This window comes from Streptomyces sp. NPDC045026, assembly GCF_056432625.1.
In genome coordinates this window covers 1-19,076 of record NZ_JBWKIS010000045.1, presented here as the reverse complement: position 1 = coordinate 19,076, position 19,076 = coordinate 1, and the positions used below count along the sequence as shown (strand labels likewise).

The window sequence follows — 19,076 nt, the reverse complement described above, 5'->3', positions numbered from 1 at the left end:
GCCCCGCTGACATTCGACGTGGAGGAAGAGATGAGCGGCATCCCGGAACCCGAGGAGTTCCGCGCCGAGGCCCGGCAGTGGCTTGCCACGGTCGCCAGGCCGCGCGCCGCCGACGGCGCGTGGGGCAGCGGCTCCGACTCGGTCGCCGTGTTCGAGAACTGGACCGAGGAGCAGGAGCGCGAGCACACCGCCCGCACCCAGAAATGGGAACGCACCCGCTACGACCTGGGGTGGGGCGCGCTCAACTGGCAGGCGGCGTACGGGGGACGCGACCTGCCGGCGTACTACGAGCAGCTCTACCGTTCCGAAGAAGCGGCATTCGACGTGCCGCACCGCACCGAGATCTTCCCGGTGACCCAGCAGCTCGTCGCCTCCGCGATCGGCATCTGGGGCACCGAGGAGCAGAAGGCGCGCTGGCTGCGGCCCATGCTGCGTACCGACGAACTCGCCTGCCAGCTCTTCTCGGAGACCGAGGCGGGCTCCGACCTCGCCGCGGTGCGCACGAAGGCGGTGCGTGACGGCGACCACTGGGTCCTCGACGGCCACAAGGTGTGGACCTCCGGGGCCCGAGTGGCGACCTGGGGCGTCGCGGTCTGCCGCACCGACCCGGACGTCCGCAAACACGCGGGCATCACCGTCTTCCTGGTCCGCATGGATGCGCCCGGCGTGACGGTCCGCCCCATCCAGCAGATGACCGGCGGAGCCAGCTTCAACGAGGTCTATCTCGACGGCGTCGTCGTGCCCGACACCGACCGGCTCGGACCGGTCGGCGAGGGCTGGCGGGTCACGCTCAGCGTGCTGGCCGCCGAGCGCCTCGACTCCGGCAACCTCGGCCTGGACAACGCCGACCGCGCCCTTGACCTGGCCCGGAATCTTCCCCGACCGCTCACCGGCGCCGAACAGCAGCAGGCCACCGACCTCTACGTCCGCGCCCTCGTGCAACGCCTCATCGGCCTGCGCATCACCGGCGCCCTCGTCGCAGGCCGCGAGCCCGGCGCGGAAGCCTCGGTCGGCAAGCTGTACGCGACCGAGACGATGCGACGCACCAGCGATCTCGTGGCGGAGCTGCTCGGGCCGAGCCTCGTGGCGGACACGGGGGAGTGGGGCACGTACGCCTGGACGGAGCACCTGCTGGGCGCGCCCGGCTACAGCATCGCGGGCGGCACCGACGAGATCCAGCACAACATCCTCGCCGAGCGCGTGCTCGGCCTGCCCAAGGAGCCGGTCCGATGAGCACGGCGACGCAGGTGGCGGAGCTGGCCGTACGGGTCGGGGACCAGCTGGCGCGCAGGCATCCGGGGGCGTCCATCGGCGAGTTGAGGACGCTGCCGGGCGGCCACTCCGGGCTGACGTACTCCGTCGCCGTGGGTGACACGAAGTACGTCGTCAAGGCGGTGCCACCCGGACAGCGGCCCGTCGGGCGCAACGATGTCCTGCGCCAGGCACGGGTGTTGGGTGCACTCGCCGGATCTGGCGTGCCAGTACCGGGTGTCGCCGCCGTCGACGAGAGCCGACCCGCCTGGTTCGCCATGGACTTCGCCGCCGGCGAGGCCGTCGAGCCCGTACTCGACGAGCCGGAGCTGTCCGCCGAACTTGCGCGGGCGCGGATGCTGGAGATCGCCTCCGTGCTGCGGCGGCTGCATGCCACCGACATCCGCACGCCCGGTCTCGACGCGCCCGAACCACTTGACGCAGCCGGTGAGCTGGAGCGCTGGAGCCGCACCCTGCACGCCGTACCGGCAGAACTGCGCCCAGGTGGAGAGGAGTTGTTGAAGCGCCTCGCCGACGACGTGCCCGACGGCCTCCCGCCGGTCCTCCTGCACGGCGACTTCCGGCTCGGCAACGTGCTGTGTGTCGGCGAGCGGGCGGTGGCGGTCGTCGACTGGGAGATCTGGAGCGTCGGCGACCCGCGCATCGACCTCGGCTGGTTCCTGCTCTTCGCCGATCACCACAACTTCCCGCAGCTGGGGCGCGCCGTGCCCGGCCTGCCCGCCGAGGCCGAACTCCTCGACGCGTACGGCGACGGGGGCCCCGGGCTTCCCGACATGGACTGGTTCCGGGCCCTGGGCCGCATGAAGATGGCCGCGATCATGGGCCACAACCTGCGCCGGCACCGCGAGGGCAAGCACCACGACCCGGACCAGGAACGGCTGCCGCCCACCATCGCCGCGATGATCCGCACCGCGCTCGACATCCTCGGCTGACCCGGACCGGCCGCCCCACCCCCGTACAGGAGCAATCGTGGATTTCGGATTCTCGCCCCGCGCGAGTGAACTCCAGGACCGCATGCGGTCATTCATGGAGCAGCACGTCTTTCCCGCGGAGCCCGTCTACGACCGACAGCTGGCCGAGGCGGACGACCCGCACGCGCTGCCGCCGGTCATGACCGAGCTCAAGGAGAAGGCGCGGGCCGAAGGCCTGTGGAACCTCTTCATGGCGCACGGCGACTGGGGCGCGGGCCTCACCAACCTCGAATACGCGCCGCTCATGGGCCTTGCGGGCCGCTCCATCATCGGCCCCGAGGTGTTCAACTGCTCGGCGCCCGACACCGGCAACATGGAACTCCTCGCGCTGTACGGCACGCCCGAGCAGCAACAGCGCTGGCTGCGGCCCCTGTTGGAGGCAGAGATCCGATCCTGCTTCGCCATGACCGAGCCCGAGGTCGCGAGTTCCGACGCGCGCAACATCCGTACCCGCATCACCCGCGACGGCGACAGCTACGTCGTCAACGGCCGCAAGTGGTACACCTCCGGGATCCTCGACCCCGACTGCAAGCTCATCATCCTGATGGGCAAGACCGACCCGGAAGCGCCCACGTACCGGCAGCAGAGCATGCTGCTCATCCCGCGTGACACCCCCGGCGTCACGGTCGTGCGCGACCTGCCGATGTTCGGCTACACCGACCGGTGCGGGCACGGCGAGGTGCTCTTCGAAGACGTGCGTGTACCCGTCGGGAACATCCTCGGTGGCGAGGGGGAGGGCTTCGCGCTCGCCCAGGGGCGGCTCGGCCCGGGGCGCATGCACTACGCGATGCGCGCCGTCGGATTCGCCGAGCGTGCACTGCAGTTGATGTGCGAACGCGCCACCGAACGGGTCGCCTTCGGCGGACCCCTGGCCGAGCGGGGCGTGGTGCGCGAGTGGATCGCCCGCAGCCGCATCGAGATCGAACAACTGCGGCTTCTCGTCCTCAAGTCGGCCTGGCTGATGGACACCGTCGGCAACGCCGCCGCGCGGATGGAGGTCGCCGCGATCAAGGTGGCCGCCCTGGAGGTCGCCCACAAGGTCGTGGACCGGGCGGTCCAGACACACGGCGCGGCAGGGGTCAGCGACGACACCGTACTGGCCCGGCTGTTCTCCATCACCCGCGCGCTGAAGATCGCCGACGGCCCCGACGAGGTGCACTTGCGGACCGTCGCCCGCCAGGAGCTGGCCAAGTACCGGGCCAAGAACGAGAAGACCGACACGAAGACCGATACAAAGGCAGGGGCAGCGTGAGCGCCAACACCCTCGACGGCAAGGTGGCCGTCATCACCGGCGGATCCCGTGGCATCGGCCTCGGCATCGCCACCGCTTACCGGGCGGCCGGCGCCCACGTGGTGATCGCCGCCCGCAAGGCCGCCGGACTCGCCGAGGCGCGCGAGCAGTTGCTGCGTGTCAAGGGCGACGGCGACCTGCACACGGTGGTCGCCAACGCGGGCGAACCCGACCAGGCCGAGGCCTGCGTCGAGGAGGCCATGGCCCGTTTCGGCCGGCTCGACATCCTCGTCAACAACGCGGCGACCAACCCGTACCACGGCGACCTGCTCGACCTGGACCTGCCGCGCGCGGAGAAGACCGTCCGGGTCAACCAGTACGGGATGATCGCCTGGACCCGCTGCGCCTGGCGCGCCTGGATGGCCGAGCACGGGGGAGCGGTCGTCAACATCGCCTCCGTGGGCGGCCTGATCGTCGACCCGCACATCGGCTACTACAACGCCACCAAGGCCGCCATGCTCCACATGACCCGGCAGCTGGCCTACGAACTCGGCCCGCGGGCCCGGGTCAACGCCATCGCCCCCGGCCTCATCAAGACCGAACTGGCCCGTGCCGTATGGGAAGTTCGCGAACCCATCCTGACCGCCAAGCTGCCAATGCGACGCCTGGGCACGGTGGAGGACGTGGCGAACGCGGCCCTCTTCCTCGCGTCCGACGCCTCCTCCTGGATGACCGGCCAGACACTGGTCCTCGACGGCGGCGCGACCGCGCTGCCCATCGGGGTGGACGAGTGAACGCGCCACCGACCGCAGCCGAACTGTTCTCCCTGGAGGGCAAGACGGCCGTCGTCACCGGAGCTTCCGCGGGACTCGGCGCCCGGTTCGCGACCGTCCTCGCACAGGCCGGCGCCACCGTCTTCGCCGCCGCCCGCCGCATCGACCGGCTGAAGGAACTCGCCGACTCCGACGCGCGCATCCACCCCGTGGCCTGCGACGTCTCCGTCGAGGCGGACCGTGCGAGGCTGGTGGACACGGTGCTGACCACCACCGGCCGCATCGACGTCCTGGTCAACAATGCGGCCACCTCCGGCGAGACGCGCGCACAGGACGAGACCCCGGACGCCTTCGCCGACGTCCTCGGCGTCAACCTCACCGCACCCTTCCACCTCGCCCGGCTCACCGCCGAGGCGCAGGCCGGAGAAGGCACGGGCGGCAGGAGCATCATCAACGTCTCCTCCATCCTCGGCCTGGTCTCCGCCGCGCCCCTCGGCGGCGCGAGCTACTCGGCGTCCAAGGCCGGACTCATCGGTCTGACGCGGGAGTTGGCCGGCCAGTGGGGTCATGACGGAACACGGGTCAACGCCCTCGCCCCCGGCTGGTTCCGTACGGAGATGACCGAGGACCTCTTCGGGGACGAGCGCTCCAGCCGCTGGGTCGATCGCAACACCCTGCTGCGGCGCGGCGGCGACGGCCACGAACTCGACGGCGCCCTGCTGTTCCTGGCCTCGGACGCCTCCTCGTACTGCACCGGGCAAGTCCTCACCATCGACGGCGGATGGACCGCGCGATGAGCGTCGGCGTAGAGATACAGGACGACGGGCTCGCCCGCGTCACCCTGCGCCGCCCCCAGGCCGGCAACGCCATCGACCTGGACACGGCCCGCGGCCTGCTCGACGCGGCTCACGCCTGCGAACGCGCCGCCGTCCGGGTCGTATTGCTCACCGGCGAGGGAAAGTCCTTCTGCGTCGGCGGCGACCTCAGGGAATTCGCCTCGCTCTCCGGCGAGGTGCTGGAGGAGCACCTCGGCGCGGTCACCGGCGCGCTGCACGACGCGCTGCGTGTGTTCGCCTCGCTCGACGCGCCCATGGTGGCCGCTGTCCAGGGAGCCGTCGCGGGCGCGGGCATCGGCCTGGCCGCGGGCGCCGACGTGACCCTCGCCGCTGACAACGCCACGTTCACCGCTGCCTACACCGGTATCGGCTACGCACCGGACGCCGGAGTGAGCTGGACGCTGCCCCGCCTCATCGGGCCCAAGCGCGCCCTGGACCTGCTGCTGACGAACCGGCGACTCCCGGCGGCGGAAGCCGCCTCGCTCGGACTCGTGAGCCGGGTCGTGGCTGCGGACCAGCTGGCAGCCGAGGCCGTGCGGACTGCCGAGGCCCTGCGCGACGGCCCCACCGCAGCCTTCGGCGTCACCCGGCGGCTCGTCGCCGCCGGTCTGACCTCGGACCTCGGCCCACACCTCGACCGCGAGTCCCGCGCGCTCGCCGCCGCGGCCACGTCCGACGCGGGCCGCGAAGGCGTCGCCGCGTTCCTCGGCAAGCGGGCGCCGGACTTCACCGGCGTCACCCCTAACCGCTGAACCCGTACCCGTACCCGTATCAGAGGGAGCCCACAGTGTCGGAAGCATTCATCGTCGGAGCCGTCCGCACCCCGGTCGGCCGCCGCAAGGGCACGCTCAGCGGCGTGCACCCCGCGGATCTCGGCGCGCATGTGCTGCGTGCGCTCCTCGAGCGCGCAGGCGTCGACCCGGGCGCGGTCGACGACGTGTACTTCGGGTGCGTCAGCCAGATCGGCGCCCAGACCGGGAACATCGCCCGCACCGCATGGCTGTCGGCGGGCCTGCCCCAGCATGTGCCCGGGACCACCATCGACCGGCAGTGCGGCTCCTCCCAGCAGGCCGTGCACTTCGCCGCCCAGGCGGTCGGATCCGGTGCCGCCGACCTGGTGGTCGCCGGGGGCGTGGAGGTGATGAGTCTGGTGCCCATCGCCAGCCCGATGGTCGTCGGCGGACAGGCCGGTATGGGCAGCCCGTTCGCGGGCGAGGGCTGGCGCGAGCACTTCGGGGACCAGGAGGTCTCGCAGTTCCGCGGCGCCGAGCTGATCGCCGAGAAGTGGGGCGTCACCCGCGAGGACATGGAGCGGTTCGCGCTCGCCAGCCACCAGCGGGCCCTCGCCTCCCAGGCGGCCGGTGACTTCGACGACGAGATCACGCCGGCATTCGGGCTGAGTGCCGACGAGGGCCCACGCGTCGACACCACCCTGGAGAAGATGGCAGGTCTGAAGACCCTGACGGAGGACGGCCGGCTGACCGCCGCCGTCTCCAGCCAGATCTCCGACGGCGCCGCCGCCCTGCTGATCGCCTCTGAGGAGGCGGTACGCCGCCACGGCCTGACTCCGCTGGCCCGCGTGCACGCCACGGCGGTGGTCGGCTCCGACCCGATCCATATGCTGACCGGCCCGATCCCCGCCACGGAAAAGGTCCTCGACAGGGCGGGGCTGGCGATCGACGACATCGACCTGGTCGAGATCAATGAGGCGTTCGCCTCCGTCGTCCTCGCCTGGCAGAAGGAGATCGGCGCCGCTCACGAGCAGGTCAACGCCTTCGGCGGGGCGATAGCGCTCGGTCATCCGCTAGGCGCCACGGGCGCCCGGCTCATGACCACACTCGTCCACCAGCTGCGCAGGACCGGCGGACGCTACGGGCTGCAGACGATGTGCGAGGGCGGCGGCATGGCGAACGCCACCGTGCTCGAACGTCTCTGACCGGATCCGGTTGGCAACTGAGTTCAACTTGGGTTTACTCTCGGGTACGGACACGGTGGGTGACGGCCAGGAGAGGGAGCATGACAAGGATCGTTGAACCGGAGGCCGGACCGAGGTCCAAGCGCGCGGCCATTCTCACGGCCGCGGTGGACTGCTTCGGCGAAGCCGGCTTCGAGGCCACCAAGTGGTCCACCGTGGCGGAGCGGGTCGGTATCGGACAGACCGCCCTCTACCACTACTTCGAGTCGAAGACGCACTGCCTGCTCACCATCATGCGGCTCGAACTGGAGCGCTCCCACGACCGGTTCGTGGCGGCCACCAAGGACGCCGAGGACCCCGTCGAGGCGCTGCGCGCCGCGGTCCGGGCGGCGTACGACGTCTCCCCGCACGAGGTCCTGCAGATGCGCATCCTGCAGAACCACATGGATCTGCTCTCGGGTTCGCGCAGGTCCAAGCGTGAGGAGGCCGAGCGCGTCGCGGCGCGCCAGCTCGTCCAGGTCGTCGAGCGGGACTGGACGAACCTGCTGGTGAAGGGCATGTCCCAGGGCGCGTTCCCGCTGCGGGACGCGCAGTTGCTGGGCGCGGGCGTGCTCGGTCTGATCGTCAGCGTGTGGCGCTGGTACCGGCCGTCCGGAGCCACGCCGCTTTCTGAGATCAGCGAGCTGATCGAGGGCGCCTGCGTGCGGATGGTCGCCGCCTGACGCACTGGGCGCTCCCGCGATCGTGCGGCCCCCTGACGGATGCCCGTCCGGGGGCCGCAGTGCTGTCCGGACGGTGCCCCGCCGCGCATACGCGGTGATCGCGTACGTAACCAGCCATTGCCAGGCGTGTTTCCTCAGGATTAAGATCCGACGTGTGAATTGAACTGAACTCAGGTTGATTCCTGGAGGGGTCATGCGACGCCGCACGACACGCGCGCTCATCGCCGCACTCGCCGCCATGCTCGCCGTGGTGGCCAGCGCCTGCGGCACCAAGAACCCCTCGGCGGCAGGGGACGACAAGGTCATCAAGATCGGTGCCTGGTACCCGCTCACCGGTGCCGTCGCATCCTTCGGCATCCCTGAACGGGCGGGTGCCGACGCGTACTTCAAGTCCGTCAACGCCCGCGGCGGGATCAACGGCCGCAAGATCGACTGGGTTGTCAAGGACAGTGCCTTCGATCCGCAGCAGACCGTGCAGGTGGCCCGCCGGCTCGTGGACCAGGACGGAGTCGTGGCGATCGTCGCGGCCAACGGCACGGCCCAGTCTCAGGCCACGTTCCCCTTCGTCCTGGACCAGAAGAAGGTGCCGGTCCTGAACCCGCTGGGCGGGGACGCGACGTGGTACCGGCCGGCCAGGGACGGACTGTTCGGCCTGCAGACCCTCTACGAGGATCAGGCAGCCGCGCTCGGGGGCTGGGTGGCGCGTGACGGAGCGAAGAAGGTGCTGGTCGTGCACAGCGACCCGGCCGCCTTTGTGAACGTCGCGAAGGAGATCGGCCCCGCCGCCGGCAAGGCCGACCCGTCGGTCCGTGTGAAACGGCTCAAGGTCAAGTTCCAGACCTCCGACTACAGCCCGGTCATCAGCAAGGTGAAGGCCGAGAAGCCCGACGCGGTCGTGCTGATCCTCGCGTCCGCCGAGGCCGCCTCGTACCTCAAGGAGGCGAAGCTGCAGGGCCTGTCCACGCCCGTGTACGGATACGCGCCGGTGGCCGCCCAGTCCACGCTCACGCTGGCGGGCAAGGCGGCCGAAGGGGTCAGGGCGGTGCAGCTGGTCAAGTCGCCGAACGACGACGACCCCGCGGTCGAGGAGTTCCGTACGGCGATGGCGAAGTACGAGAAGGGGCAGCCGGCCGACTTCATCACCTTGTGGGGCTGGGAAGCTGCCAAGGCCTTCGTGGAGGTCGCCAAGACCATCGACGGTCCGGTCACTTCCGAGGCCCTGACCGCCGCGTACGAGAAAGCCAAAGCGGTCGACACCGGGGTCGGACCGGTCCTGAACTTCTCCCCGGACAACCACCTCGGCACCCGCGATGTACAGAAGGTCGTCGTCAGGAACGGACGCTGGGAGTCGCAGGGCGACTTCTTCACCCCGCCGACCCGCGACTGACATCCGTCCGCGGCCGGCACCCGCCCCGGCAGTGACCCATAGTGACCAACAGTGAGAGGACCACCCCATGGCCAGTGTGTTGCGCGCCTATATGGCACGGATGGACAGCGACCGTCCCGAGACGGCTCTCGAACTCCTCGCACCGGACTTCCGTTTTCGCATCGCCCTCCCTGGCCGTGAGGAGACCGGCTGGTCCAAGGAGGACTTCGCGGCGTACATCTCCGGCCGCAACCCCGTCGAGCGGACGCACGAGATCCTCCGGCACAGCTCCGACGGCGACCTGGAGACCGTGTACGGAGTGGTCACCGAGTCCGGCAAGGCCGTCGGATCCTTCCTCTCCGCCGCCGTGATCACGCAGGGCGGACAGATGGCGCGCTACCAGTCGTACTTCACCACGACCTACGACCTCATCGAGTTTCCGGAGCAGTCATGAGCGACACCACCACGTCCACCGACACGGCCTCCGCGCCTTTCCTCACCGCCTGGTTCGAGATCCTCGACACCGATGAGCCGAACCGGATCCTCGACCTGATCAGCGACGACTTCACGCTCTCCATCCTGTTCTCCACCGGTGACGGGAACGCGACCGACTTCGCAGGTGACCGGGCCGCTCTGGTCGGCTATCTCGAACAGCGCGAGCGCGGCACCCGCACCCACCACCGGCTGTCCGCGACCACCCTGGGCCAGGACGAGCTGTTCCTCGGCGAGGTGCGGCGCGCGGGCGTTCCAGAGGCGACCTTCGTCGCGGCCGGGCGGGTGGACGATGGTGGCCGGCTGCAGCGGCTGCTGATCGGGCGGTCGTCCGAGATCCGCTTCGGCTGACGTGCACAGGACTACGTACGTGACCACACAAGGAACAGATTCGGAGGCAACTCATGTACAACCTCGTCCTGTTGGCCGCCCGTCCGCCGGAGTGGACCCACGAGCGGTTCATCGACTGGTGGCGCGGCGACCACGCGGAGCTGACCTACCGGTTGCCCGGGCTGCGCGCCTGGCGGCACACCGAGATCGACCAGGCTCTGGAGCCGCGCTCCGAGGGCTGGGACGGCATCTCCGTGCTCAGCTTCGATTCCCCAGAAGCTCTGAAAAAGGCCCTCGCGAGCCCGGAATGGGCGGACGCGGTGGCCCAGGTGGGCGACATGAAGGGCCGCCGGATCGCGGTGATGGGCCGCGAGGCGGAGATGTTCACCGGCTGAGGCCACCACAGACCCGGCATGACCACATCCACAACATCCAGCACGGCATGCACAGAGCAGATTTCATTACGGAGTTCGGCACAGCGTAGCGAGGAAGCAGGATGCGACAGGTAGTGCAGGAGTTCCAACGACGGGCCGAGCAGGCGGACTTCGTCGCCGTCATCGACGACTCGGGCAGCCACACGGCGCGTGAGCTGCTCGCCGAGGCGGGCCGGCTCGCCTCGGCGATGTCCGCCGGCGCAGGAGACGGGTCCGTCGGGGCCGTCATGCTCCAGGCCGACAACTCATGGCGGACCGTCGCGGGCACGCTGGCCGTGGGCCTCGGCGACGGGGTCCTGGCGGTGGTCAACCGGCACACCACACGTGCCGAGTTCGCGGCCGCCTTCGAGGACATCCGCCCCGACGCCGTGGTCGCCGAGCCCTCGGCGATGGACGAATGGGGGGTGTCCGACCTGCTGAAGGGCGGGGCCGGAGCCGCCTTCACCTCGGACCCGGTGCTCGACGGCTGGACCTGTCACGCCGCGCCCGGGCAGCGGGAGGTGAGCCGCTGGTCGGGCGGCGCCCTCATCGGTCTGACCTCCGGCTCGACCGGGCGGCCCAAAGGCGTCGTCCAGTCCGAGGAGGCCCTGCGCTACGCGGGCACGAGCACCATCGAGATCAACGGCCTGACGCGCGGAGACGCAGTGGCCGCGATCGTCCCGCTGTCGTCGACGGCCGCGTACTGCTTCGGCGTCTACCTCGCACTGCTCCTCGGCGGCCCGCTCGTCCTGATGACGAAGTGGGACCGGGCCGTCGCTCTGCAGCGGATGGCCGAGGCGCAGGTGCGCTGGACCATGTGCGTGCCGACGATGGCCCTGCAAATGGGGGCCGAGGCTGCCGGCTCCGGCATCCTCGGGGGAGTCCGCGCGATCACCGTGGGAGGCGGTCCGATGGACCGCGGCGCCCTCGCGCGCGCCGAACAGTCCCTGGGTACGCGGATCCTGCGCGTCTTCGGCATGTCCGAGTGTCTCGGCCACACCTCGCCGCGCCCCGACGAACCCGAGGAGATCCGGCTCGGCAGGGACGGCCGTCCCTTTCCTGGCACGGACCTGCGCGCACTCACCCCCGAAGGCGACACGGCGGGGCCCGGGGTGTCGGGCCGCGCGCAGGTGCGCGGCCCCTCCCTCTTCCTCGGCTACGCACGCGACGGCAAGGTCGAGGCGCCGACGCTGACCGAGGACGGCTACTTCCCCACCGGCGACCTGCTGATGACCCATGACGACGGCACCATCAGCATCATGGGCCGCGAGAAGGACATCATCATCCGCGGTGGCCGGAACATCGACATCACCGAGATCGAGCGTGCCGTCGCCAGCTATCCGCGGGTCGCGCGGGCCTGCGTCGCGGCCGTCCCGGACGAGGTGCTCGGCGAACGCATCGCGCTGCTCGTCGTCACCGAGGACGGCGGCGGCATCGACCTGGCGGAGGTGACCGGCCACCTCGATAGCGTCGGCCTGTCCAGGACCAAGTGGCCCGAGTTCGTCTACGGGATCGAGGAGCTGCCGCAGACCAAGGTCGGCAAGCTCGACCGGTCCGGGGCCCGCGAACTGGCCCACCGGCTGCGCACGGACACTCCCGGCCCGGCCTGATCCACGAGGCCGGGCCGATCCACACAGACACACCAGCACCAGCCAGCAAGGGAGCATCATGACCACGCGGTTCGACCAGGGCCCATGGGCCGCAGCCGGAATCCAGACCGTGCAGCCCGGGGTGCACCGCGTTCCCCTGCCGCTGCCGAACGACGGGCTGCACGCCGTCAACGTCTATCTGCTGGAGAACCTGGCGGACGATGACGGCATCGTCATGATCGACGGCGGCTGGGCGATCCCCGAGGCGCGCAAGGCACTCGAGGAGGCCCTGGCCGCCATAGGCCGCGACCTCGGCGACATCAGCCACATCCTGGTCACGCACATCCATCGCGACCACTACACGAACGCCGTAGAGCTGCGCCGGCTGCTCGGCTCGCGCGTGTACCTGGGCGCGGGCGAGCGTCCGGGCCTGGAGATGCTCGACCGGCTGCGCAGTGACGAACCCGCGGGCTCGCTGGAGACGTTGCGCAGGGCGGGCGCCGGCGACCTGGCCGACCGCGTGCAGGCGATGGACCACGGCGGCTACGACCCGAGCGTGTGGGAGGCCCCCGACCGCTGGCTCGGCGCGGAGACCCTGAGCTTCGGCGACCACGCACTGCGGGTCGTGCCAACCCCCGGACACACCAAGGGACATGTGGTCTACCTGGACGAACAGCGCGGGCTCCTGTTCTCCGGGGACCACGTCCTGCCGCACATCACACCGTCCATCGGCTTCGAACTGGCCGAGCCCGGAGGCAAGCCGCTCGCCGACTATCTGGACTCCCTGCGTCTGATGACCCAGTACGCGGACACGCGCCTGCTGCCTGCGCACGGACCGGTCGCCGACAGCGCCCACACCCGCGTCGCCGAGCTGCTCACGCACCACGACGACCGGCTGGCCAAGAGCCTGGTGGCACTGGGTGATGGCACGCTCGATGCCCACGCGGTGGCGCGCGAACTGGGCTGGACGCGCCGCGAGGTGCCCTTCGGCGAGCTCAGCGAGTTCAACCAGATGCTCGCGGTCAACGAGACGGCGGCGCACCTGGACGTGCTCGTGCTGCGGGGCCGGGCCACGGTGGCGTTCCGGGACGGGGTGAACCAGTACACGCGGGTGCGTTGACAGTGCACGTACGGGCGGAAGGGGGCGCGGCAACCGCCGCGCCCCCTTCCGCGTTCTCCGTCAGCGCGCCGTCCAGCCGCCGTCCACGTACAGCTCGGAGCCGGTGACGAAGCTCGCGTCCGCGGAGGCCAGGAACGCGACCGCCCCCGCGACCTCGTCGGGCCTGCCGAGCCGCGCCATCGGAGTGCCCTCGACCATCGCGGTGTGCCGGGGTGTGCCCCGCCACAGTTCGCGGGACAGGGGCGTCTCGATGAAGCCGGGGTGGAGGGAGTTGACACGGACTCCGCGGGTGGCCCAGTGCAGGGCCGCGTTCTTGGTCATCAGCCGGACCGCGCCCTTGGCCGCGTGGTACGAGAACTGGCTGCCGAAGCCGCCGACCGTACCGAAGATCGAGGCGATGTTGACGATCGAGCCGCCACCGGAGCGCTCGATCGCGGGCCCGCCGTGCTTCATGCCGAGCCAGACACCGCCCTGCGTCACCGCGATGACCTTGTCCCAGGACTCCTGGGTCTCCGTCTCCACGGTCCGCATCTCGGCGATGCCCGCGTTGTTGACGAGCACCGTCAGGCCGCCGAGTTCGGCGACCACCCGTTCGACCGCGTCGCGCCACGCGTCCTCGTCGCTGACGTCCAGGGCGAGGCCGAGCGCCCGCGCCCCGCCGGCCGTCAGCTCCTTCGCCAGCTCTTCGCAGCGGCCGGCGTCGACGTCGGTGACCACGACGGTGGCGCCCTCCGCCGCCAGGCGCCGTGACACGGCGTCCCCTATGCCGCCGGTGGCTCCGGTGACGAGGGCGATCTGTCCGGACAGGCGGTCTCGCACGGTGTCTCCTTCGTAAGGCGGTGTGGTCGCGGTCACGACAGCAGCTCCAGCCCTGAGTTCAGCAGCGCGGGCACCGCGGAGCCGACCCGCTCGAAACCGGTGCCGACGGTCTGTCCCGCCGCGTAGCGGGCATGGATGCCCTCCGCGATGACGGCGAGCTTGAAGCAGGCCAACGCCTGGTAGTAGTGCAGGGATCGGACATCCCTGCCGGACTTGGCGGCGTAGCGCTCGGCCAGGTCCTGCCCGGAGGGGAAACCGGGGTTGGCCGTCGGGACGTGGCGTGCCCCGAGGACCGGTTCGCAGGTCGCGTCCCAGTACATGAGGAGCATTCCGAGGTCGGCGAGCGGATCGCCGAGTGTGGCCATCTCCCAGTCGACGATCGCGGCGATCCGGCCGAAGTCGCCCGGGGCCAGGATGGTGTTGTCGAGGCGGTAGTCGCCGTGCACGATCGTCGGCGCGCCGCTCGCGGGCAGGGCGCGGGCGAGCCTGCCGTGCAGTTCGTCGACCTCGGGCAGCGTCCGGGTGGCGACCTTGTCCCATTGGCCCCTCCACCGGCGCACCTGACGCTCCAGATAGCCGTCGGGGCGGCCGAAGTCGCCGAGCCCGACAGCGGCGGCATCGACTGAGTGCAGCGCCGCCAGCGCGTCCACAAGCGCCTCGGCGGCGCTTCGCGCGTCGGCGGGCGGCAGATCGGCGGCCCGGTCGCCGTCGCGCAGCACCGGACCCTCCACGAAGTCGACTACGCAGAACGGCGCCCCGATCACGTCCGAGTCCGTGCACGACAGCACGGCCCTGGCGACCGGCACCCCGGTGCCGCCGAGCGCGGCGACGACGCGGTACTCGCGGTCCATGTCGTGCGCGGTCGGCGTCAGCACGCCCAGCGGCGGCCTGCGCAGCACCCACCGGTGCGTCCCATCGGTGACGTCGTACGTGAGATTGGAGCGCCCGCCCTGCAACAGCGCGATCCGCAACTCACCCGTGAAATCCGGTACATGGCGCTCGAAGTAGCGCCGCAGGGCGGGCACGTCGACGCCGACCACGGCCTCCTCGGAGGTGGTCACCGCGCAGCCCTCCGCTCCCGTGCCGTCCGCACCGCGCGCTTGGCGATCGCCCAGCGGTGGGTCTCGGACGGGCCGTCGTAGATCCGGAACGGACGCACCTCGCGGTACAGCCGCGACAGCGGGGCGTCCCCCGAGATACCGAGTGCGCCGCACACCTGCACCGCACGGTCGACGACCCGGTTCACGGCCTCGGAGACGTACGTCTTCGCGATGGAGGTGTGCTGTGCGGCCGAGCGGCCCTGGTCCAGCTCCCAGCAGGCCCGCCACAGGACCGCACGGCTGGTCTCGATGTCGATCTCGGAGTCGGCCAACAGCTGTTGCACCATGCCCAGTTCGGCCAGCGGCTTACCGAAGGCCGAGCGCTCGGCGGCGCGCTCCAGGGCGATGTCCTGTGCCCGGCGCGCCACTCCGAGCCAGCGCATGCAGTGTGTCATCCGGGCGGGGCCCAGGCGTACCTGCGCGTACTTGAATCCCTGGTCCACCTCGCCCAGTACGGCGTCGTCGCCCACTTCGCAGTTCTCGAACACGACCTCGCTGTGTCCGCCGAACAGGCCCTGGTCGAGGGTGTCGATGTTCCGGACGATCTTCATGCCGGGGTTGTCGGCGTCGACGAGGAACATCGTCGCGCCGCCGGCGTCGCCGGGGCCGCCGCTGGTGCGGGCCATACAGATGGCGAAGCCTGCGCCGTCCGCACCGCTGATGAACCACTTGCGGCCGTCGATCCGCCAGCCGCCGTCGATCCTCGTCGCGGTCGTGGCGAGCGCGCGCGGGTCGGAACCCGCGCCCGGTGCCGGTTCGGTCATCGCGAAGCAGGACCGCACCTCACCGGCGGCCAAACGCCGCAGATACCGCTCCTTCTGCTCCGCTGTGGCGACGACTTCGAGCAGATGCATATTGCCCTCGTCGGGCGCCGCGCAGTTGAGTGCGAGCGGTCCCAGCAGAGAGTGCCCGGCCGCCTCGAACACCACCGCCTGCCCGCACAGGTCGAGCCCGAGCCCGCCCCAGTCGGTGCCCACGTGCGGGGCGAACACCCCGGCCGTCCGGGCGGCCTCCTGCAATCGGCGGCGCAGTGGTTCCGGCCCGTATGGATGTTCCCGTCGCAGGCCTGTTCCTCAGGTATCACCACATCTCGAACGAAGTCGGTGGTGCGCCGCGCGATGTCGGCGACCCTGTCGTCGATCTCGAACCCGATGGTCATGCTTCACCTCTGATCTTGGCTACTGACCATTAGCCATGAGAGGACTGAAGCGAGCCTCATGTCAAGGCCACGGGCGAAAGCGACGGCTATAGTGTGGTGCTTGAGGCCGGAGACGCGGCTAATGATGGATAGCTTCGGGGGTTCGGATGCGTGCAGCTCAAGGTGCGACCCAAGACGGGTCCTACGAACGTCCGCACCGACCCGCACAGCCCGGGGGCGCCTCCCCGGCCGACCGCCGGTCGGCGATCCGGCAGGCCGCGCTGCAGCTGTTCGCCGCGCAGGGCTATCGGTCCACCACCATGGCCGACATCGGGGCCGCGGTCGGCATCCGCGGTCCGAGCCTCTACAAACACGTGGCGTCCAAGCACGAGCTGCTGGTCGAGATCATGATCGGGACGATGGAGCAGCTCATCGCCGACAACACGGCGGCCGTCGCCGGAGTGGACGACGTCCACGAGCAGTTGCGCCGCTCCGTGGAGGCGCACATCCGCTACCACGCGCGCCACCGCCTGGAAGCGTTCGTCGGCAACCGTGAGATCGGCAGCCTGGAGCAGCCCGACCAGGACCGGGTCCTCAGCCGCCGCAGCGCCTACGAACGCCGCATCCGCGAACTCATCGAGCGGGGCGCCGCCGAGGGCGTCTTCCGTGTTCAGTCGACGAGGATCGCCTCGTACTCGATCCTGGACATGGGTATCGGTGTGTCCAGCTGGTTCCACGAGGTGGGCGAGTTCACCGTCGACCAACTCGCCTACCAGTACGGCGACATCGCGCTACGCATCGTCGGTGTGGCTGAGCAGCGCTGAAGCGGCGCCTGCCCTTCTTGCTTGTGGACGGATCGGTGGTCGGCCGCCCGATGGCCGAGCACCGGTGTGCCGACCTGGATCATCGGCGCGATCGAAGCAGCGGCAGTCACCCTTGGCGAATCCGTCGACGGCGTCGAGGCCGCCGCACGTGGTCTTCCTTGGGCCACAACATCCTGTTCCATCAAGGAGGTGTTGCGACGGCCGATTGAATCCGCCGGGTGCACGAGTGTGCAATTCGCCTCCCTGGCACCGAAGTTCGGAGTCCGTCCGTCGGCCGTACCGGGCAGTGCTGGGGCATGAACGCCCACGCTGAGAAGTCCAAGCGCACCGTACGGGCCGCGTGCAGGACTGGATGCTGATCTATAACGAGCAGCACGCTCCGGGCCCCTACTTCGAAGGTGCCTGACAAAGATCCCATATGGTGACGAAATCCTAGCTCAGGGTACCTGCATGACTCTTGGAGCCCTGCAGTGGAGTGGAACGGAGCGGGCAGACGCCGAAGTACGTCCAGTCGACTGCTCTCACTCACTCTCGTCGTTGAGACCTGGCGCCACTCGAGGCCGGACCCAAAGTGAAGCGAGGCTCGCTAGCGGAGGCCGCGCTGAGTGCACCCGACTCCAGTCATCTGTGCAGCCGACTTCGGATACTGACACGGCGACCCGACGAAGCAGGGCCGTTGGAAGGAAGGGGCCGCGGCGGTGAAGCGCGAGTACCTGGACCGGGTTCAATCACGCGCGGAGAACCCGTGGTTGAAGGTCCAGGCGAAGCGGAGGACTCTCGGCTAGGACAGTTCTTTCGGATCATTTGATCGTTGGTCCGTGTGTGCCGTCGACCGACGTGCAGTGGGCGTGGATTGAGCCGATACTGCCGGACCGGACGCCGCGGCGGGGCGGTCGGTGGCGAGACCATCGCGAGGTGATCGATGCGATCGTCCATCTTGCTGCCGACAGCGAGTGTCGGTCGTTGGCCTTCGTCCTCACCCGGGACAGGCCGGGGACGCACCCGCCTTCGAGACCGTGATGAGAGCACTGCGAGTGCCCCGGCCACTGGGGCGTCCCCGCATCCGGCCGGTGACGGTCCTCGCAGACAAGGCGTACTCCTCCCGCGTAATCCGCGCCCACTTGCGAAGGCGAGGGAGCAAGGCAGTTATCCCGATCCCCCGCCGACCAGCGAGCCCACCGCAAACGGCGCGGCAGCCAAGGCGGCAGACCGCCCGCCTTCGACCGCGAGGCGTACAAGCAGCGCAATGCAGTCGAACGCCGCATCAACCGTCTGAAGAAATGGCAAGGCGTCGCCACCCGCTACGAGAAGACCGCCACGGTCGACCTGGCCGGGCTCCACCTCGCAGGCATCTTCCTCTGGTCCGCACGCTGATCAGATCGGCGCGGCCTAGCATCACCTGCCATGAACACTGCGATCGTGACTGTCGGGCTGGCGCTCGTTGGCTACTTGGCTACTTACCTCAACGGTGTGCGACTGGCACAGCGACAAGCTCGTCTGGCGCGCGTCAACCTGCAGCTGAGCGACTTCTACGGGCCTTTGTTCGTGATCATGGAAGCCAACAGCAGGACCTACGACTCCTTCGCTGAGAGGTACGCCCGAGCCGACGGCAGCGATCCCTTCGACCACGACGAGCCCCCCACGGAGCATGAGCTCGCTGAGTGGCGCACATGGGCCACCACCGTCTTCATCCCCAACATCCAGGTGATGCGCGACGTGGTGGTCACCAAGGCCGATCTCCTCATAGAGCAAGAGATGCCTCCCGCCCTCCTCCAGCTCTGCGCACACGTCTCCGGCTACGAAATCACCGCCGCACGATGGGCGCAGGGCCACTACGAAGAGCACCTGTCGGGCATACCCTTCCCCGGCCGGGAGTTGAGGGAATACACCCGCAAAGGATTCACGCACCTCAAGAACGAACAGGCGCTTCTGCTCGGCCACACCGTCGGCGCGGGGCACCTGCCCAGGCTGCTCGGCCGGCGGCGATGAAACCAGACCGGCGGTCGTGAGCCGTCACTGCACTGGCCATCATCCATGCCAAGCGCCGGCTCGATGATCCTAAAGAACGCCCTAGGTGTATTGCCCTGAAGCGTTGTTTGCGCGGCTGATGGGGGGCTTGCCTGCGAGTGCGGTGTGGCATCGGTGGTGGTTGTAGGTGTGGAGGA

19 protein-coding genes and 1 pseudogene are annotated in these 19,076 nt (G+C 69.8%); 17 read left to right on the top strand and 3 right to left on the bottom strand.

Annotation, left to right across the window (positions count from 1 at the left end; translation table 11 throughout):
- The first annotated feature begins 30 nt into the window (after positions 1-30).
- The 14 genes from AC07EJ_RS44050 to AC07EJ_RS43985 all read left to right on the top strand — a co-directional run bounded on the left by AC07EJ_RS44050 (position 31) and on the right by AC07EJ_RS43985 (position 13,030).
- Positions 31-1,233, top strand: a complete 1,203-nt coding sequence (locus AC07EJ_RS44050) for an acyl-CoA dehydrogenase family protein (RefSeq protein WP_389487397.1) — start codon at positions 31-33, stop codon at positions 1,231-1,233.
- Positions 1,230-2,204, top strand: coding sequence for a phosphotransferase family protein (locus AC07EJ_RS44045; RefSeq protein WP_389487303.1), 975 nt, complete (start codon positions 1,230-1,232; stop codon positions 2,202-2,204). The genes AC07EJ_RS44050 and AC07EJ_RS44045 overlap by 4 nt, the downstream gene beginning before the upstream one ends.
- Positions 2,205-2,241: 37 nt before the next feature.
- Positions 2,242-3,495 carry an acyl-CoA dehydrogenase family protein gene (locus AC07EJ_RS44040; RefSeq protein WP_389487305.1) on the top strand — a complete coding sequence of 418 codons (1,254 nt, stop codon included), beginning with the start codon at positions 2,242-2,244 and terminating at the stop codon, positions 3,493-3,495.
- Positions 3,492-4,268: an SDR family oxidoreductase gene (locus AC07EJ_RS44035; RefSeq protein ID WP_389487307.1), complete on the top strand. Its 777-nt coding sequence runs from the start codon at positions 3,492-3,494 to the stop codon at positions 4,266-4,268. The genes AC07EJ_RS44040 and AC07EJ_RS44035 overlap by 4 nt, the downstream gene beginning before the upstream one ends.
- Positions 4,265-5,044, top strand: coding sequence for an SDR family NAD(P)-dependent oxidoreductase (locus tag AC07EJ_RS44030; protein ID WP_478886348.1), 780 nt, complete (start codon positions 4,265-4,267; stop codon positions 5,042-5,044). Before AC07EJ_RS44035 ends, AC07EJ_RS44030 begins: the two co-directional genes overlap by 4 nt.
- A complete protein-coding gene (locus AC07EJ_RS44025; protein WP_389487311.1) occupies positions 5,041-5,835 on the top strand; it encodes an enoyl-CoA hydratase-related protein in 795 nt (264 codons plus the stop codon). The genes AC07EJ_RS44030 and AC07EJ_RS44025 overlap by 4 nt, the downstream gene beginning before the upstream one ends.
- 35 nt (positions 5,836-5,870) lie before the next feature.
- Positions 5,871-7,019, top strand: coding sequence for an acetyl-CoA C-acetyltransferase (locus tag AC07EJ_RS44020; protein ID WP_478886347.1), 1,149 nt, complete (start codon positions 5,871-5,873; stop codon positions 7,017-7,019).
- 80 nt (positions 7,020-7,099) lie between these two features.
- A complete protein-coding gene (locus tag AC07EJ_RS44015) occupies positions 7,100-7,720 on the top strand; it encodes a TetR/AcrR family transcriptional regulator (protein ID WP_389487315.1) in 621 nt (206 codons plus the stop codon).
- Between the two features lie 193 nt (positions 7,721-7,913).
- Positions 7,914-9,107 carry an ABC transporter substrate-binding protein gene (locus AC07EJ_RS44010; RefSeq protein WP_389487317.1) on the top strand — a complete coding sequence of 398 codons (1,194 nt, stop codon included), beginning with the start codon at positions 7,914-7,916 and terminating at the stop codon, positions 9,105-9,107.
- 67 nt (positions 9,108-9,174) lie between these two features.
- Entirely contained in the window at positions 9,175-9,540 is a 366-nt protein-coding gene (locus AC07EJ_RS44005; RefSeq protein ID WP_389487319.1) for a nuclear transport factor 2 family protein, read from the top strand.
- Entirely contained in the window at positions 9,537-9,929 is a 393-nt protein-coding gene (locus AC07EJ_RS44000; protein WP_389487321.1) for a hypothetical protein, read from the top strand. Before AC07EJ_RS44005 ends, AC07EJ_RS44000 begins: the two co-directional genes overlap by 4 nt.
- A gap of 53 nt (positions 9,930-9,982) precedes the next feature.
- Positions 9,983-10,303, top strand: a complete 321-nt coding sequence (locus tag AC07EJ_RS43995) for an EthD domain-containing protein (RefSeq protein ID WP_100595421.1) — start codon at positions 9,983-9,985, stop codon at positions 10,301-10,303.
- A 101-nt stretch (positions 10,304-10,404) separates the two neighbouring features.
- Entirely contained in the window at positions 10,405-11,931 is a 1,527-nt protein-coding gene (locus AC07EJ_RS43990; RefSeq protein ID WP_389487323.1) for a class I adenylate-forming enzyme family protein, read from the top strand.
- A gap of 58 nt (positions 11,932-11,989) precedes the next feature.
- On the top strand, positions 11,990-13,030 hold the full coding sequence (locus tag AC07EJ_RS43985) for an MBL fold metallo-hydrolase (RefSeq protein ID WP_389487325.1): 1,041 nt from the start codon (positions 11,990-11,992) through the stop codon (positions 13,028-13,030).
- A gap of 60 nt (positions 13,031-13,090) precedes the next feature.
- On the opposite strand, the gene AC07EJ_RS43980 is transcribed toward AC07EJ_RS43985, so the two are convergent.
- From AC07EJ_RS43980 to AC07EJ_RS43970, 3 genes and pseudogenes are all read right to left on the bottom strand, one after another.
- Positions 13,091-13,849, bottom strand: coding sequence for an SDR family NAD(P)-dependent oxidoreductase (locus AC07EJ_RS43980; RefSeq protein ID WP_389487327.1), 759 nt, complete (start codon positions 13,847-13,849; stop codon positions 13,091-13,093).
- Positions 13,850-13,881: 32 nt separating this feature from the next.
- Positions 13,882-14,910 (bottom strand): phosphotransferase family protein, encoded by a 1,029-nt coding sequence (locus tag AC07EJ_RS43975; RefSeq protein WP_389487329.1) that lies wholly within the window; start codon positions 14,908-14,910, stop codon positions 13,882-13,884.
- Positions 14,907-16,108: pseudogene (locus AC07EJ_RS43970) on the bottom strand (acyl-CoA dehydrogenase family protein). The gene AC07EJ_RS43975 and the pseudogene AC07EJ_RS43970 overlap by 4 nt, the downstream one beginning before the upstream one ends.
- Before the next feature lie 146 nt (positions 16,109-16,254).
- Between AC07EJ_RS43970 and AC07EJ_RS43965 the strand changes: the two are divergent.
- The 3 genes from AC07EJ_RS43965 (at position 16,255) to AC07EJ_RS43955 (ending at position 18,900) form a co-directional block, all read left to right on the top strand.
- Complete coding sequence (locus AC07EJ_RS43965; protein WP_389487333.1) at positions 16,255-16,911, top strand: TetR/AcrR family transcriptional regulator; 657 nt, start codon at positions 16,255-16,257, stop codon at positions 16,909-16,911.
- Positions 16,912-17,930: 1,019 nt separating this feature from the next.
- Positions 17,931-18,500, top strand: coding sequence for a hypothetical protein (locus tag AC07EJ_RS43960; RefSeq protein WP_478886346.1), 570 nt, complete (start codon positions 17,931-17,933; stop codon positions 18,498-18,500).
- Positions 18,382-18,900 carry a hypothetical protein gene (locus AC07EJ_RS43955; RefSeq protein ID WP_389487399.1) on the top strand — a complete coding sequence of 173 codons (519 nt, stop codon included), beginning with the start codon at positions 18,382-18,384 and terminating at the stop codon, positions 18,898-18,900. The genes AC07EJ_RS43960 and AC07EJ_RS43955 overlap by 119 nt, the downstream gene beginning before the upstream one ends.
- Positions 18,901-19,076: the final 176 nt, after the last annotated feature.

Coding starts and splice junctions, on each gene's coding strand:
- AC07EJ_RS44050 (WP_389487397.1), top strand. CDS start 31: ATGAGCGGCATCCCGGAACCCGAGGAGTTCCGCGCCGAGGCCCGGCAG.
- AC07EJ_RS44045 (WP_389487303.1), top strand. CDS start 1,230: ATGAGCACGGCGACGCAGGTGGCGGAGCTGGCCGTACGGGTCGGGGAC.
- AC07EJ_RS44025 (WP_389487311.1), top strand. CDS start 5,041: ATGAGCGTCGGCGTAGAGATACAGGACGACGGGCTCGCCCGCGTCACC.
- AC07EJ_RS44015 (WP_389487315.1), top strand. CDS start 7,100: ATGACAAGGATCGTTGAACCGGAGGCCGGACCGAGGTCCAAGCGCGCG.
- AC07EJ_RS44010 (WP_389487317.1), top strand. CDS start 7,914: ATGCGACGCCGCACGACACGCGCGCTCATCGCCGCACTCGCCGCCATG.
- AC07EJ_RS44005 (WP_389487319.1), top strand. CDS start 9,175: ATGGCCAGTGTGTTGCGCGCCTATATGGCACGGATGGACAGCGACCGT.
- AC07EJ_RS44000 (WP_389487321.1), top strand. CDS start 9,537: ATGAGCGACACCACCACGTCCACCGACACGGCCTCCGCGCCTTTCCTC.
- AC07EJ_RS43995 (WP_100595421.1), top strand. CDS start 9,983: ATGTACAACCTCGTCCTGTTGGCCGCCCGTCCGCCGGAGTGGACCCAC.
- AC07EJ_RS43990 (WP_389487323.1), top strand. CDS start 10,405: ATGCGACAGGTAGTGCAGGAGTTCCAACGACGGGCCGAGCAGGCGGAC.
- AC07EJ_RS43985 (WP_389487325.1), top strand. CDS start 11,990: ATGACCACGCGGTTCGACCAGGGCCCATGGGCCGCAGCCGGAATCCAG.
- AC07EJ_RS43965 (WP_389487333.1), top strand. CDS start 16,255: ATGCGTGCAGCTCAAGGTGCGACCCAAGACGGGTCCTACGAACGTCCG.
- AC07EJ_RS43960 (WP_478886346.1), top strand. CDS start 17,931: ATGAGAGCACTGCGAGTGCCCCGGCCACTGGGGCGTCCCCGCATCCGG.